The sequence below is a fragment of the Herpetosiphon gulosus genome, assembly GCF_039545135.1.
Taxonomy (GTDB): domain Bacteria; phylum Chloroflexota; class Chloroflexia; order Chloroflexales; family Herpetosiphonaceae; genus Herpetosiphon; species Herpetosiphon gulosus.
Genome location: NZ_BAABRU010000002.1, coordinates 141,485 through 156,318 on the forward strand (window position 1 = coordinate 141,485; position 14,834 = coordinate 156,318).

A 14,834-nucleotide genomic window follows, 5' to 3' on the forward strand; every position below is an offset into this window, starting at 1 on the left:
TCAGCCTTGCGTTTTGTCCAGAAGGTGCGCTATGCAGAAAACGTCTACGCCTCAATTGCGTCAATTTCTGATTGATAATGCTGAGCAAGTGATCGCCCGCTGGGTGCATCGCCTCGGCACTGCTGTGCCCAAAAATGGGGTGCATTTTCCTTCGGTGCATGTGCGGCGTTTATATGAGTTGCTGCTGACGTTACCTGCCGAGCAAACCGATTTGGAGCTAGCCTTGGTCGAGTTAGGCATCGATTGGCATGCCTTTGAATTAACCACCTTGATTCAATTGAGTTTTCAGTTACGCCCGGCAATCGTTGATGTGCTACAAACGCACAAGCTGACGCGCTGGCAATCGTCGAACGAGCTTGATCAATTGGTCGAGCGCTGTACGATTTTGCTCACCAACCATCACAATACCACGGTGCAAGCCGAATTGCGTGAACAGGTGGCTCAAGCCGAATATCTGCTTGATCATCAAGCCCAAATGGCTTCTGAATCCGATTATTTTGCCTTGCAGATGTCTACGCTGTACGAGCTTTCGCAAGCCATGAGCGCCTCGCTGGATCGCGAAATTCTTGAAGATATTGGCCCACGGATTCTCTCAGCCTTTACCGTCGAGCGTTGTGCAATCGTGTTGCGCATCGACGACGATACGTGGATGATCGAACATGCTTGGGGCGATGATTGGGCCACATTAACTGGCCAGCCGCTTGATCCTGAAAATTTGCCCGCTGCGCTCAAACTCGCCACGGCCCAAGGTATGGTCCAACTGCAACCAATGGTCGAGCCAAATAGTACCTCGTGGATGATCGATAACCAAGGAGCGTTGTTTGTGCCGCTGCGCCAAGAAAATAATATGCTTGGCTGTTTGGTGGCTCAAGGCTCAACGTTAATCGAGCGCATCGATGATGTGATGATGAATCTCTGGCGGACGGTTGCCAACCAAATTGTGGTCACGCTGCAAAATATTCGTTTGTATAGCACAGTGCAGCAATTAAACGCCGACCTCGAACGCAAAGTTGCCGAACGTACCGCCGAACTTAGTGAAGAACGCGATCGCCTTGAAGCAATTGCTGATATTGCCCGCGACATTTCGACCCTCGAAATTGATGTGCTGCTCAACCGGATTTTGCAAGCACTGGCCAACTTGACTGGTGTGCAACATGGCTCGGTGATGCTGATAGACGCGGCCACAGGCTTGCTGGTTGATCGGGCAACCTTGGCCGGAATTTCGCATACGCTTGGCTCGCGGCGCTTCCAAATTGGTGAAGGCTTGGTCGGTTGGATCGCCCAACATCGCCAGCCCGCCTTGGTTAACGATGTGACCAACGACGATCGTTGGGTGCAAGTTGATGCTTTTGGCCAAGAGGTGGGCAAAAATACTGGTTCATTGGTCGGCATGCCGCTGATCGCAGGCGATGACATTGTGGGTGTGTTGATGCTTTCGCATCCTAAATCGCACTTTTTCAATCAAAGCCATATGCGTTTGCTCAAAGCAATCGCTGGCGAAATCGCAATTGCCATTTATAACGCTCAACTTTATGAATATTTGGCCGAACGCACAATCAAGCTTTCAACCATGTTGCGTCATCAAGAAGAAGTTTCAAGCCAAAACAACGCTATTTTGCAATCGCTCAACGATGCAGTAATTGTGTTCAATCTTGATCGTAATATTATTTTGGCCAACGCAGCCGCCGAAGCGATTCTGGATCGGCCACTTGATGAGTTGGTGACCCAAAGCTTCGACGAATTGCTCGAATCGTTGCATATCAAATTGCCTGGCGATCCGCTGGGAGCGGTGTTGAACAACCCCGATGTGGCCCAAACTCAAGGCATTATCATCAAACGCGCCACCCAATCGATCAGCGTGACCTTGGTTCCGGTGATGACTGAGCGTGGCGAATTGCTGGGCGCGTGTTTGATTGGCCGCGATATTACCCGCGAAGTCGAATCGGATCGCTTGAAAACTGAGTTTATTGGCACGGTTTCGCACGAGTTGCGCACGCCGATGACCTCAATCAAAGGTTATACCCAGTTGCTGGCGATGGGTTCGTTGGGCGAAGTGAATTCAACTCAGAAGGAATTTCTTAATACCATTGCCCATAACTCTGAGCGGATGATCGCGATTATCAACGATTTGCTGGATATCACCAAGATTGAAACTGGCAGCGTTGAATTGCAAATGGCACGGCTGATGGTGGCCGATGTGATGAGCAGTGTGGTTGGCAATGCTCGTGCCGAAATCACCCAGCGCCAGCAAGAATTCTCGCTGAGCCTCGCGCCCAATTTGCCAAACATCTGGAGCGATATAGAGCGCATTCGCCAAGTGGCCTCGAATGTGCTCTCCAACGCGATCAAATATACCCCCAATGGCGGCAAAATCAGCGTGAAAGCCTTCGAAATCAATGTTAACGATATTCCAAGCAAGCAACGTGAAGGGCTGCAAGTCGGGCGGCGCTATATCGCCTTGGCGGTGCAAGATAGCGGCGTGGGCATCGATCCCAGCGAACATGAGAAAGTCTTTGATCGTTTCTATCGTACCGAAAATCCGCTAAAAATTGAGGCTGGTGGTACGGGCTTGGGGCTTTCGCTAGTACGTCCATTAATCCAACTGATGGGTGGGCGGATTTGGCTTGAAAGTGTGGTCAATCAAGGCACAACTTTCACCTTTATTATGCCAGTCGCCGCTGATTAACAAGCTTCGGAATGGGTTTTGAGTAAAAACGTAGCTGATCCGTAGGCTACGTTTTTTGCATCTTCGTGGCGAGCCGCCTATAATCAAGTGACAAACTACCATCCTCAAGGACGTTGCATGGAATGTCAAGACGTGCGCCGCCAACTTGCGGCAGGAATTCGTCCGGCGGTACGCCCGCCCGAACGTGCTCAAATGGGTTTCCATATTGCCAATTGTGCCGATTGCTATGCCTTATTAGAAGTATTGCAGGTTGAAGAGCAACGCCAATTATTAACAACCCTGCTTGAAGAACCAGTGGTTGCAGCGCCAACGCCTACTTCAGCACCAACTGCTACCAAACCAACCCGCCGTTGGCCGTTAGCAGTTTTTGGCATGCTTGCATTGCTAATTTTTGGCGGTGGTTGGTGGTGGTGGAGCACGCCTGCCGAGGTAGTTGGGGTCCAAGTCGAGCCAAGCATTACCCCAGCCCCAATTATTGCAGGCGGCGTGGCCGAACCCAGCTTGGTTCCAGTGATTCAGCCAACTGCTACAGCCCAAACCATCGCCGCAAATCAGCCAAGTGTCACTCCGCACCCAACCAATACTCCGCGCCCGAGCGCTACCCCTCGACCGTTAGCCGCCATGACGGTGGCAATTTTGGGTTTGGATCGACGGCCTGGCGAAACGGAGCCAGCGCGGGCTGATGCCTTGTTGATTTTGCATCTCAATCCACGCAATCAAAGCGCGGCCTTGGTTTCCTTACCCCGCGATTTATGGGTGGCTCTGCCGCCCGAATATGGCTTCTCGGTCAAATTGAATGCTGCCTATATGTATGGTGAGGGCGATAATGGCGATACTGAAGCCGGAGCCGAATTGGCACGCCAAACCCTAAGCACCACCATAGGTCAGCCAATTGATGCAGTGGTGGTCACGACCTTTGAAGAAATGATCACGATGGTTGATTTAATTGGTGGCATTGATGTTGATGTGCCCAAAGAAATTTACGATTCGCGCTACCCAACCTTTGATTATGGCTATATGGAAGCGCACTTTTTGCCAGGCATGCAGCATATGGATGGCGCAACAGCGCTGATTTATAGCCGCACCCGCCATGCCGACAACGATTTTGAGCGTGGCAAACGTCAACAGCAGGTGCTTTTGGCAATTTTTGCCCGCTTACAAAACCTCATGCAAGCCAATAATAGCGTTGATAACATCGAATTGATTAGCTCGTTGTACAATACCCTAGAATATACCAGCATCGATTTGCCAACGACCGTGCGTTTGGTGCTGGCAATCCAGAATTTCGACCCGACTGAAATTCAACGCGAATCGATTGATTTAACCTATGGCTATGAAACTAGCACCAGCGATGGTGCTTACATCATTCAACCAGATTTACCAGCAATTCAAGCCCGAATTGCCGAATTATTCAAGTAGATTATGCCAAGCATAATCCTAGCGATAGGCTAGCCCAGCTAGGCTATCTTGATAGCATATGAAACTAACACCACGTTTCGACCGCATTTTGCCATTAATCAGTTTGGTGGTTTTAGGCTTGATGGTGGTCTTTCTGCTCGAATCCAACCCCGATTATCCCTTGGTGGCCCGCATTAGCAACGACCTACCAGTGATTTCGGTGGCGTGGTTTATTATCGCCCTGCTGGTAATTATCATCAGTACCGGGGCCGATTTATTGGCCAAAGCGCACCCAGCCTTGGAGCATCGTGAATTGTTGCGCTTGCCTGGCCCACTCAGCAAAATCGAGATTGTGCCCTTGTTTTGGGTTTTGCCCTCAGCAGTGGTAGTTGGCTCGTTTGCCTTCTTCCGATTGTTTCAAGAAACCTTGCAAGGCACGGCCTTTATTTTGGTGTTGGTGGTTTGCGGCAGCTTATTAACCGCAACCTTAGTTGCCCAACACTATGTGCTCGATCGCGATACTGATGTGCGCGATAAGGCGCGGGTTGGGCTGCAAGCAGTGGCCTATTTGGTAGCTTTTGGCATGTTCAGCGCAATCGCCAACGCCCACTATCGCATGATTTTCACTGGCATTTTGGCATTTAGCGCCAGCGTTCCTTTGGCTTATCGCCTGTTAGCGCGAAATGTCAACGATCATCAACGACCATTATCATTGGCATTAACCGTGGTTGGCGTGGTGATCGCTGAGGCTGCGGCAATGCTTAGCTTCTGGCCTGCACCATTTTTGATCGTTGGCACACTGCTCACAGCGCTGTTTTATGTAATGATGAACCTGCTGCATCATGCCCAAGCTGGCACGCTTGATCGACGGATTGGCTGGGAATTAGGAATTGTCGGCGCAGCTGTCTTTGTGATTTTGACCGCAACAACCTTATGAACACCAACGTTATCGATTTTGATGATGCCGGTTTGGCCTTCGCCTTAGCGCAATTACAGCAAGGCCAAATTCTGTGCTTTCCAACCGATACCGTCTATGGTATTGGTGGCTCGGCCTTGGATGAAGTAGCGATTGCTCAAGTTTTTCAGGCCAAAGCCCGTCCAGCCGCGGTTGCCTTACCAGCATTATTGGCAGATTTAGCTGATTTGCCCAAGGTGGCACGAGATATCCCCGATTTGGCCTGGGGTTTGGCTGAGGCTTGGTGGCCTGGTGGCTTGACCTTGGTACTGTCAGCGGTCGCCCATCTGCCCAAATTATTAACTGGCGGCAAAGCGACGATAGCTGTGCGTGTGCCAAACCATGGGCAACTACGCAACTTGATTCGCCAATTTGCCACGCCAATCGCTGGAACTAGTGCCAATCTGCATGGTCAGCCAACGCCGAATACCGCCCAAGCTGTCGCTGAGCAACTAGCTGGGCGCGTGCCGTTGGTGCTTGATGGCGGGGTTGCAACGGGCGAACAACCTTCAACAATTGTCGATCTCAGTAGTGAGCAACCAACAATTTTGCGTCAAGGGGTCATTTCAGCGGCGCAACTCAGCCCTTGGTTGGAAGCCTAAACCGTTCAAGGGCTGAGCCACAAGCGCGGCAGATTTGCTAGAATGCTTGGGCAATGGGGGCGGCATAGGCAGTCCATCAGTTAAAGCCAACGCGCCATGATGTCCTTTGGGTGCAAGTCCCAACGTCTCCACCAATCCTCATTTAATGAGCTTCAAACATCCCCCAAAAAGTGCCTGAGTACTATCCATAATCAACCCAAAAGTATCAGCCAATTTAGCGATCCTTGCTGCTCTAGATTAATCTATGATTCACTCGTGTAACGAATCGAAACGAATCGAAACGAATCGAAACGAATCGAAACGAATTGTAATCAATGGTATAGTATAATTCAGCAATCGTACAAATGTTTTGGATAGAAATCTACAGTAACGGGGAGACTTCCTATTTATGGCATCATCTTTATCAAGCTTGTTCTCTCCAAATAGCCTCCCAAGCTTTAGTGGACATGAAACCTTCGCTTTGAGAAGTAACTGGTTAAAAAAAGCCTATGATTTATTGCAACACACCCCCGATTTGTTCTCGCGGGAGGATGCATTCGTGCTTCTCGGTGTTGGTAAAAATATGGCGCAATCTATTCGGTTCTGGGGGCGAGTATGTGGTGTATTTGTACGCTCGGAAACAAGCAATAGCTATGAAGCCACTAGCTTAGGCCATTCATTACTTGGCGAAAAGGGCTGGGATCAGTTTCTTGTAACGCCAGCTAGCCGTTGGCTCTTACACTGGCAAATTGTTTCACGGCCAGAATCAGCCTTTACTTGGTTTTTTACATTTAACCTTCTAAAAGGCGGTGAATTTACAGTACCCCAAATGGCCAGCCAAATTCGATCGATTGCCAATGATCAAGGCTGGCGTGTTCCTTCCGACACAACTATTACTCGTGATATAGAGTGCATGCTGAACTGTTATTGTCAACCTCGCTCACACCAGAATAGCCTTATTAATGAAGATTTATTACTTTGCCCGTTAACCGATCTGGGGCTAATTCAGTCATTACCCGGCCAGCAAACCTATCGGATTGTTACAGGCCAGCAAACCGATTTACCAAGCGAATTAGTTGCATTTGCAATTTTACAAATGATGCATCAAACAGGCCGAAAAACCATATCGTTTAGTGAACTAGCCTACGGCTTACGTTCTCCTGGTCGAATCTTCCGCTTAGATGAAGATGCTTTATTAAGTCGGTTGCAAGAACTCAGTCAGATTACTAATAATCAAGCCTATTATTCGGATCAATCGGGCATTCGGCAGGTAGCTTGGCCAAACCCTGATGATAGCCAACTTGAAACATTACTTAACCAAGCCTTTACTCACGAGGTACGATATGTTTAATGCTCAATCGCACCTTGCGATTCCAGTACGGTATAACCGTTCAATTAATATTGAGCGCGATTTCAAGGATGACCAAGTAGGTGTTCATGATTATCAGGTAACCCCATTAGTGCTCCAAACTGCCGAGCGAATCATTAATGGGCTAGCTCCTCAATCAACAACGCGAGCATTTTCAGTGATTGGGCCTTATGGATCTGGAAAGTCAGCGTTTGGGGTTTTTATTGCGCACTTTCTGCAAAGTGATCAGACCCAACGTCAAAAACTGCTCGCAGAGCAGCAAATTGATGCTAGTTTGGTTGAATTATTAATTGCAGTCCCTCGTTTGTTGCCAGTGCTGGTTGGAGGTAATAATGCTTCGTTACGCAGTGCGGTATTAACTGGTCTAAAAAATACATTTGCTTCGCATATAAAACTTTCCGATAAACGACTGCGTTTGCCACATGAGATTGCTGAATCAATTGATGACCCTGATATTGCGTCTGAAACTATTGCCGAAATTTTTGCTGATGCTTGTGTAGAGGTTGCAAAACGTACTGAATATGCTGGTTTAGTCTTAGTAATTGATGAATTGGGCCAATTTCTTGATTTTGCCTCACGTCAATCTGATGAGCGTGAATTATTTGTATTGCAAAGCTTAGCTGAAATGGCATCACGCAGCAGTAATAATCCATTTGTCATTTTGACGATTCTGCATCAAGCTTTTGATCGCTATGTTGGCAATGCAGGTGCGGCCCGTCGAACCGAATGGTCAAAGGTTCAGGGTCGCTTTACAGATTTACCATTCCAAGAGCCATCGGTACAGATGCTGCGAATGGTTGGGCGTGCATTATGTGATGATCTTAACGATATTTATGCTACTACACGCCAATCATGGGCCGAAAATACACTTGATTCAACAATTCAATTAGGATTAAAGCCGGTTGATATCAATCTTGATGAATGGAAAATTCTGCTTGCCCGAACCTATCCATTACATCCTAGTGTGCTTATTGCGTTACCATTACTTTTTCGCCAGCTGGCACAAAACGAGCGTTCACTGTTTGCATTTCTGACTGCACCAGAACCGTGGAGTATTCAAGATTTCTTGCAAACTGCTCAGCCAAGTCTTGAAAATCCACAATTACCGATTTACCGATTGCCTCAGCTTTACGCCTACATTTATTCAACCCTTGGGGCTAGCCTATTTGGGCGTGCCCGCGGTCAACGCTGGGCAGAGCTTGCCGAAGCATTAGCTCAATTATCTGATCAAAATCCACTATTAGTTGATGTTTTGACTACCATTGGTACGTTAGGTGCGCTTGGGCAAACGCATGGATTAAAAGCAAGCCGTAAGCAAATTCAATTTGCGTTACAAGAGCTTTATACTGAAGAGCAGGTAGATCAGGCATTAAATGAATTAACAACCCGCAAGCATATTACCTATCGCCAACATCGCGAAAGTTTTGTTATTTGGGAAGGTAGTGATCTGGCTCTCGATGAAATGATCGCGAGTGCTCGCCGTGAAATTGGCGAGAATTTAGTTCAGCTCTTACAAAATTATGCCAATGTTACACCATTGGTAGCTCGTCGGCATAGTTATTTAACTGGGGCAGTACGCTTTTTTATCCCGCGTTTTATTGAGCCTAGCGGTTTGAGCGATTTAGCAATTACAAATAATGCTGATGGCGAGATTCTCTACATTGTTCCTGCTGATCAGGAAGCCCTAGAACAAGCTCGGAGCTGGACAGAACATCCTGATCGTTCAAACGAATCACAGCGAATTGTAGTTTTACCATATAAAGTCCGTGAACTAAGCGATCTCTTGTTTGATGTTGCGGCCTTGAGTCATGTTTTAGAACATCGCAACGAACTCGATAATGATCGGGCTGCTCGACGTGAAATATCAAGCCGTTTATCTGAAGCTCAAGATTTATTGAGTGGCACGATTGCTGAAGCCTATAGCCCACAACTTAGCCGTTGGTTTTGGCGTGGAATTGAACATCCAATGCAAACTGCACGTGAAGTTGATCATCTATTGAGCCAAGCTTGCGATGAGACTTACCCATTAACTCCACATATTTGGAATGAGTTGATTGTGCGGCGGCAGCTTTCAGCTTCGGCATCAAAAGCGCGGCGGCTGCTAATTGAAGCAATGCTTAATCAACGTTATGCTGTAAAACTCGGGATTGAAGGCTATCCACCAGAGCGCTCGATCTATGAGAGTGTATTGCATCAGAGTGGCATTCATCGCCAAAATGAACAAGGTTTTTGGGAATTTAGTACTCCAGCAGCGGACGATCCTTTAAAGCTCCAACCAACTTGGGACTTAATTAGTCGCTATATTGATCAAGCCGAAGGACGCGAACTGCCTTTAATTGATCTTTACCAGCAATTGGAAGCTCCACCATTTGGGGTCAAACAAGGCTTAATTCCACTTTTATTTATGGCGGTGTACCTTGCTCGGGCTAGCGAGATTGTGCTATATGAACAAGGGAATTATGTAGTTTCTCCCGATATGGCTATGTTTGAGCGATTACTACGTCAACCACACTACTTTGGTTTACGCAGCAGCCGCAGAACTGGTCTGCGTCAAGCAGTGTATGAACGCTTGGCAACGGCATTAGCACCTAAAGCACTGACTAAAGTGGTGCAGCCAGCAGTTTTAGATGCAATAACCCCATTATTGCGACTCGTACATACACTTCCTCAATACACGCGCACAACCAAAAATATTAGCCCAATTGCCCAATCAATTCGACAAGCATTACTTGATGCTCGTGCACCTGATCAACTATTGTTTGAAAAATTACCAATTGCCTGTGGTTATCCAGCGTTTGATCCTGATCAATCCAATGATAATATGTTTATTGAGCCATTTTTTACGACGCTCAGGGAGGGATTGCAGGAGCTACAAGCAACATATCAGCAATTGGTCAATCATGTTGTCGAGAAAATTCGGGTTGCATTTAGTGCTACCAATCTTGAGAGTGAACTACTTCATAGCGAGTTGATCAATCGTTATCAATTGATCGCTGAACTTACCAAAGATACGACTATTCGGGCCTTTGGCGTGCGGATTGAAAACTCGATTAAGGGTGCTAATCATTGGGTCGAAAGCATTGCGGCCTTAGTTGGGCGTAAACCCCTAGATACATGGAGTGACCATGATCTTACAACATTTGAAACTCAGATTGCTGAGTTAGGCCGCTCATTTAAACTCGTCGAGCAAATAGCAATCACGACCCAATCATTACCCAGTGACACTCCAGTTTTACGAGTTGGTATAGCGAATGGCCATGGTGAAGTCAGTACTGTGATACACTTAAACCAACGTCATCCACTGATGGATGCGTTGTTTAATGAGTTAACAGCCGTGATGGATCGTTATGATCGACTAACGATTGAGCAAAAAACAGCGATCTTAGCCGAACTCCTCCAACCAAATCTTGCTTATGCAATGAATGGGAACGAAAAGCTATGACAGATCATGAAGCTGATTTTCGGGAATGGGCTGCCCGTCCAGGCCGACATATAGTAAGTCTTAGCGGTGGCAAGGATAGTACTGCCTTAGCAATCTATCTACATGACAAGATTCCTCAATTGGAATATGTATTCTGTGATACTCACGAGGAATTAAAAGAGACCTATGAGTATCTTGATCGGCTTGAGGCTTATTTACAAAAGCCGATTATTCGATTAAATGCTGAGCGTGGGTTTAGCCATTGGTTAGATATGTATGGCGGAATGCTGCCATCTGCTCAGGTTCGTTGGTGCACGCGTAAACTCAAGATCGAGCCATTTGAGGCATACGTTGGTAGTGATCAAGTCTGGAGCTATATTGGTATTCGTGCCGATGAACAACGTTCCGGCTATGACTCCTCAAAGCCTAATATTCATCCAGTCTATCCATATAAAGAACATGGACTACGTATTGCCGATATTGAGCGAATTCTAGAAGAAAGTGGTATTGGCCTGCCTGAATATTATTCATGGCGACAGCGAAGTGGTTGTTATTTCTGCTTTTTCCAACGAGCAGGCGAATGGGCTGGCTTACGTAAAGAACACCCTGAGCTTTTTGAAAAAGCCAAGGATTTTGAGAATCAACGAGGTGGAGAGAACTTCTATTGGCGGCAAAATGAAAGCCTAGTCGAACTCGAAAAACCAGAACGTTTAGCCCAAATTCGGCGTGATCATCAACAACGGATCGAGGAAGAACGCAAACGCCGCCCCAATCAATCATTGATTGCATTGATTGGATCAGCTCTTGATGCTGAGGATGATGAAGTTGGCTGTGATATTTGCCATCTCTAGTTAGCTAGAATACCTAGAAAAGATCCTCGCCTTGGATTAGGAGAGAATCATACCGATGATTGGCTATGGTCAGTATGATAAAGCACGTGAAGTTATATGCTTCACGTGCTCTTTTTTATGCGATTTTCGCATAATTGGGCAATATTTATGAAATTTTCGGAGGTCTATCAAACCCGTTATACTCATTTCTTAGAACGATTAAGGCAAACAAGGCTTGATGCTAACCTTTCACAAGAAGAGGTTGCTCAAAAGCTAGGAATCAGCCAGTCGATCGTCTCACGCTCTGAAAATGGTGATCGGAGAGTTGATGTGATTGAGCTACTAACTTTTGCTGAGTTATACCGGAAGCCATTAGAATTTTTTACAGATTAAATAATCTATCTCTAAAGAGATACTATAGAAAAAGGAAATTTACTATGCAGGCTGATGCGATCCCATTAGAATATCTTTACACAACATTAAATAAAGGCTATGTTATACCTGGCTACCAACGCCCATTTGCATGGAATTCTGATAAAGCTATTGAATTACTTGATAGCATTCTAGAAGATTTTGAAGCAAAGAAAAAATGACATCATTAGGAACACTATTATTTTGTAATATAAAATTTGAAAATAATCAAAATCCCTACAGTAGAAGTAGTCTCATAAATACCGAAGAAGGATGCGAATACACCCAAGCACCACAAACCCATGGAAATTTTCGGGATAGAATTCATACCGAACAACCAAACGACGGAAATTTTGGAGCCATGCAAAGAGCCGCTCAACCTTCCAGCGACGGGCATACCGGCGTAATACCCGACCATCTTGGGTGGCTGGTGCGGTACGGTTCCGCCGATGGGGGGCGATCAGCGTAATCCCCTGGTCTGCAAGCGCTTGATCCAGCGGATCGCTATCATAGGCTTTGTCCCCAATCACGCGCACTGGAGGGCTGTCCAAAAATCCCGCATCGAGGGTTGCGGTGACCAAGCGCACCTCGTGGATCTGGGCCGTGGTGGTATGGACGGCAATCGGCAGCCCATGCGCATCGGCAAGCGCCATCAGTTTGGTGCCTTTCCCACGCTTCGTGAGACCAACGCCCGCGCCCCTTTTTTCGCCGGAACAAACGTTCCGTCGATGAAGGCTTCGGTCTGATCGATGCCGAGGTCATCAAAAAGCTGCAAGGCGAGCTGGGTCACAATGGTTTGAAAGGTTCCCTCGGCAACCCAGCGTTGGAAGCGGCGATGGCAGGTTTGATAGGGGGATAGCTCTCGGACAAGTCCTTCCAGCGTGCGCCCGTTGCAAGACCCACAAGATACCGGTAAGGGCCGCACGTGAATCCACCCATGGTCGTCCACGACCATCGGCACGGCGTGGTAACGGGGGCAAAAAGGGAGCGATCGCTGCCCATTCGTCATCCGTCAGATCGGTTGATACGGCCATTGAATATCCTCCGGTTCCATGGTCAGGAGGAGTATACCATTTATGAGATTACTTCTACTTCTAGTTATTCTTGAAAATATATCTATAATTGAAAGTATAGATAATAAAAACCAACTTACAATCTTACCTTCTCCGAAAATCTTACTAGATAAAAAAGTTATTGGAAGTCAATTAAATAACATTAAAAATGAAATAAAATATTCTTTAAGTATTCTAAATAAAATTAGAAGTAAAATTGTCCATAAAGGTTACAATTACAGTATTGATATGCCATATTATATTCAAATATTAGAAGGATGTCTTCATAGATCTATAGATCGTATTATAAAGCGTGTTATTAATGATGTAGGAAAATATCAAAATATTATGGACATTGTACCGACATACAATGTTCCGTGGTGATGTATATGATTTGTTGAATATTGGAAATTATGTAAGATCTACTAGGCTCTGTCTGATAATTCCTGAAGCCTTCCCGAGGGAGGATTAGAACACCATTATGGACATGAAAATCACCAAAATATGACCCCTATAGCCGCTTAATAGCGGTTCTTACGACGATATACACCATGGTCTTGAATTATCAGACAGAACCTAATTATACGAATTTTTAATTCGAAGATTGAAAATAAAACATAAACCCACATCCCTTAAAAACCTATCTCCCTGCGTCTCCCGCCTTGAGGCGGAACGGAAGGGTGGTGATGATGAAAAGCAGTCAAAGATCACTTAAAAATCCTGCTATTCGCGATTTAACAATTTTGGCGTATGATAGCCGGTGATCGCTCTGCACAGAAAGGATACGACGATGCAGGTCAATCCAGGGATTTTCAAAGCCTATGATATTCGTGGGATTTACCCAAGCGAACTCAACGAAGATGTAGCATTTTTGATTGGACGCGCTTTCGCCTCATTTTTGCAAGCTGAAACGGTGGTCGTTGGCCGTGATATGCGTACCTCAGGCCCATCAATTTTCGATGCGGTAACTCGCGGCTTGATGCACCAAGGCGCTGATGTGATCAACATTGGCATGGTTAGCACTGATCAATATTATTTTGCTTGTACCAAATTGGGCTTACCAGGCATGATGGTGACGGCCTCACATAATCCCAAACAATACAATGGCTTCAAAATGGTCAAAAAAATGCCGCAGTTGCTCTCAGGCGATGCAGGCATTCAAGATTTGCGCAAATTGGTCGAGAGCGAAGCATTTAGCGAACCAACCCGCCAAGGTAGCATGAGCGAGCTTGACCTCAGCGAAGAATTTATCGAATCGGTTTTGCAATTGATTGATGTAACCAGCCTCAAATCGCTCAAAGTAATCGCCGACACTGGCAATGGCATGGTCGGGCCAATTCTCCAGCGGGTCTACGAACGTTTACCTGTCGACTTGATTGGACTCTATCTTGACCCCGATGGCACTTTGCCCAACCACGGCCTTGACCCATTACAACCAGAAAATCGCGCCGAACTGGAAGCCCGTGTGGTTAGTGAAAGCGCCGATGTAGGTTTTGCCTTCGATGGCGATGGCGACCGCTTCTTTGCAATTGATAATCGCGGTCAATTTATCTCTGGCGATTTTATGACCGCGCTGATGGGTCAATACTTCCTCGAAAAACACCCAGGAGCCAAAATTTTATATGATGTACGGGCTTCGTGGGCTGTGCCCGAACTAATTGGCGCTGCTGGTGGTGTGCCACTGATGGAGCGGGTTGGTCATGCCTTTATCAAGGCTCGCATGTCCAACGAAGGGGCAATTTTCGCTGGCGAAGTAACTGGCCACTACTATTTTGGCGATTTTAATTATGCCGATTCGGGCGTAATTCCATCGTTAATTATTTTGGAAATGCTTTCGAAGAAGGGCAAAACCCTGAGCGAATTGCTGGCTCCGCTCGAAGCAACTTACTTCATCTCAGGCGAAATCAACACCAAAGTTGCCGATGTTAAAGCCGTATTGGCAACCTTGGCCGAGAAATATAGTGATGCTGAGCAACACACCATGGATGGTTTATCGGTCAATTATCCCGATTGGCACTTCAATGTGCGTGGCTCCAACACCGAGCCATTGTTGCGGCTCAACCTCGAAGCTCGCAGCAAAGAGCTGATGGAAGCCAAGCGCGATGAAGTTTTAGCAATTATTCAGGCGTAG

At 46.6% G+C, this 14,834-nt stretch carries 12 protein-coding genes and 1 pseudogene; 11 read left to right on the top strand and 2 right to left on the bottom strand.

Annotated features, from left to right (window positions below; genetic code table 11):
- Nucleotides 1-31: 31 nt before the first annotated feature.
- The 9 genes from ABEB26_RS02695 (at nt 32) to ABEB26_RS02730 (ending at nt 11,833) form a co-directional block, all read left to right on the top strand.
- Nucleotides 32-2,686, top strand: a complete 2,655-nt coding sequence (locus ABEB26_RS02695) for a GAF domain-containing protein (RefSeq protein ID WP_345720402.1) — start codon at nt 32-34, stop codon at nt 2,684-2,686.
- 117 nt (nt 2,687-2,803) lie between these two features.
- Nucleotides 2,804-4,105: an LCP family glycopolymer transferase gene (locus ABEB26_RS02700; protein ID WP_345720403.1), complete on the top strand. Its 1,302-nt coding sequence runs from the start codon at nt 2,804-2,806 to the stop codon at nt 4,103-4,105.
- 58 nt (nt 4,106-4,163) lie between these two features.
- A complete protein-coding gene (locus ABEB26_RS02705; RefSeq protein ID WP_345720404.1) occupies nt 4,164-5,021 on the top strand; it encodes a DUF5656 family protein in 858 nt (285 codons plus the stop codon).
- Nucleotides 5,018-5,641, top strand: coding sequence for an L-threonylcarbamoyladenylate synthase (locus ABEB26_RS02710; RefSeq protein ID WP_345720405.1), 624 nt, complete (start codon nt 5,018-5,020; stop codon nt 5,639-5,641). Before ABEB26_RS02705 ends, ABEB26_RS02710 begins: the two co-directional genes overlap by 4 nt.
- A gap of 388 nt (nt 5,642-6,029) precedes the next feature.
- Nucleotides 6,030-6,971 carry a DUF4007 family protein gene (locus ABEB26_RS02715; RefSeq protein ID WP_345720406.1) on the top strand — a complete coding sequence of 314 codons (942 nt, stop codon included), beginning with the start codon at nt 6,030-6,032 and terminating at the stop codon, nt 6,969-6,971.
- Nucleotides 6,964-10,431, top strand: a complete 3,468-nt coding sequence (locus ABEB26_RS02720; RefSeq protein ID WP_345720407.1) for a hypothetical protein — start codon at nt 6,964-6,966, stop codon at nt 10,429-10,431. Before ABEB26_RS02715 ends, ABEB26_RS02720 begins: the two co-directional genes overlap by 8 nt.
- A complete protein-coding gene (locus tag ABEB26_RS02725; RefSeq protein WP_345720408.1) occupies nt 10,428-11,261 on the top strand; it encodes a phosphoadenosine phosphosulfate reductase family protein in 834 nt (277 codons plus the stop codon). The genes ABEB26_RS02720 and ABEB26_RS02725 overlap by 4 nt, the downstream gene beginning before the upstream one ends.
- Nucleotides 11,262-11,408: 147 nt before the next feature.
- The gene (locus ABEB26_RS26895; RefSeq protein WP_486348287.1) at nt 11,409-11,633 is read left to right on the top strand and encodes a helix-turn-helix domain-containing protein; all 225 of its coding nucleotides are present in this window, start codon (nt 11,409-11,411) and stop codon (nt 11,631-11,633) included.
- Between the two features lie 44 nt (nt 11,634-11,677).
- Nucleotides 11,678-11,833 (top strand): DUF262 domain-containing protein, encoded by a 156-nt coding sequence (locus tag ABEB26_RS02730; RefSeq protein ID WP_345720409.1) that lies wholly within the window; start codon nt 11,678-11,680, stop codon nt 11,831-11,833.
- A gap of 72 nt (nt 11,834-11,905) precedes the next feature.
- Here the strand turns inward: ABEB26_RS02730 and ABEB26_RS02735 are convergent.
- Nucleotides 11,906-12,346: pseudogene (locus ABEB26_RS02735) on the bottom strand (IS5 family transposase); the annotation flags it as partial.
- Between the two features lie 66 nt (nt 12,347-12,412).
- Nucleotides 12,413-12,685 carry a transposase gene (locus ABEB26_RS26900; RefSeq protein ID WP_486348288.1) on the bottom strand — a complete coding sequence of 91 codons (273 nt, stop codon included), beginning with the start codon at nt 12,683-12,685 and terminating at the stop codon, nt 12,413-12,415.
- Nucleotides 12,686-12,727: 42 nt separating this feature from the next.
- Here ABEB26_RS26900 and ABEB26_RS02740 point away from each other — a divergent pair, with 42 nt between their 5' ends.
- Both ABEB26_RS02740 and ABEB26_RS02745 read left to right on the top strand, forming a co-directional pair.
- Nucleotides 12,728-13,087, top strand: a complete 360-nt coding sequence (locus ABEB26_RS02740; protein WP_345720410.1) for a hypothetical protein — start codon at nt 12,728-12,730, stop codon at nt 13,085-13,087.
- A gap of 406 nt (nt 13,088-13,493) precedes the next feature.
- Complete coding sequence (locus tag ABEB26_RS02745; RefSeq protein WP_345720411.1) at nt 13,494-14,834, top strand: phosphomannomutase/phosphoglucomutase; 1,341 nt, start codon at nt 13,494-13,496, stop codon at nt 14,832-14,834.

Coding starts and splice junctions, on each gene's coding strand:
- ABEB26_RS02730 (WP_345720409.1), top strand. CDS start 11,678: ATGCAGGCTGATGCGATCCCATTAGAATATCTTTACACAACATTAAAT.
- ABEB26_RS26895 (WP_486348287.1), top strand. CDS start 11,409: ATGAAATTTTCGGAGGTCTATCAAACCCGTTATACTCATTTCTTAGAA.
- ABEB26_RS02745 (WP_345720411.1), top strand. CDS start 13,494: ATGCAGGTCAATCCAGGGATTTTCAAAGCCTATGATATTCGTGGGATT.
- ABEB26_RS02710 (WP_345720405.1), top strand. CDS start 5,018: ATGAACACCAACGTTATCGATTTTGATGATGCCGGTTTGGCCTTCGCC.
- ABEB26_RS02725 (WP_345720408.1), top strand. CDS start 10,428: ATGACAGATCATGAAGCTGATTTTCGGGAATGGGCTGCCCGTCCAGGC.
- ABEB26_RS02740 (WP_345720410.1), top strand. CDS start 12,728: ATGAGATTACTTCTACTTCTAGTTATTCTTGAAAATATATCTATAATT.
- ABEB26_RS02695 (WP_345720402.1), top strand. CDS start 32: ATGCAGAAAACGTCTACGCCTCAATTGCGTCAATTTCTGATTGATAAT.
- ABEB26_RS02705 (WP_345720404.1), top strand. CDS start 4,164: ATGAAACTAACACCACGTTTCGACCGCATTTTGCCATTAATCAGTTTG.
- ABEB26_RS02700 (WP_345720403.1), top strand. CDS start 2,804: ATGGAATGTCAAGACGTGCGCCGCCAACTTGCGGCAGGAATTCGTCCG.
- ABEB26_RS02715 (WP_345720406.1), top strand. CDS start 6,030: ATGGCATCATCTTTATCAAGCTTGTTCTCTCCAAATAGCCTCCCAAGC.
- ABEB26_RS26900 (WP_486348288.1), bottom strand. CDS start 12,685: ATGGCCGTATCAACCGATCTGACGGATGACGAATGGGCAGCGATCGCT.
- ABEB26_RS02720 (WP_345720407.1), top strand. CDS start 6,964: ATGTTTAATGCTCAATCGCACCTTGCGATTCCAGTACGGTATAACCGT.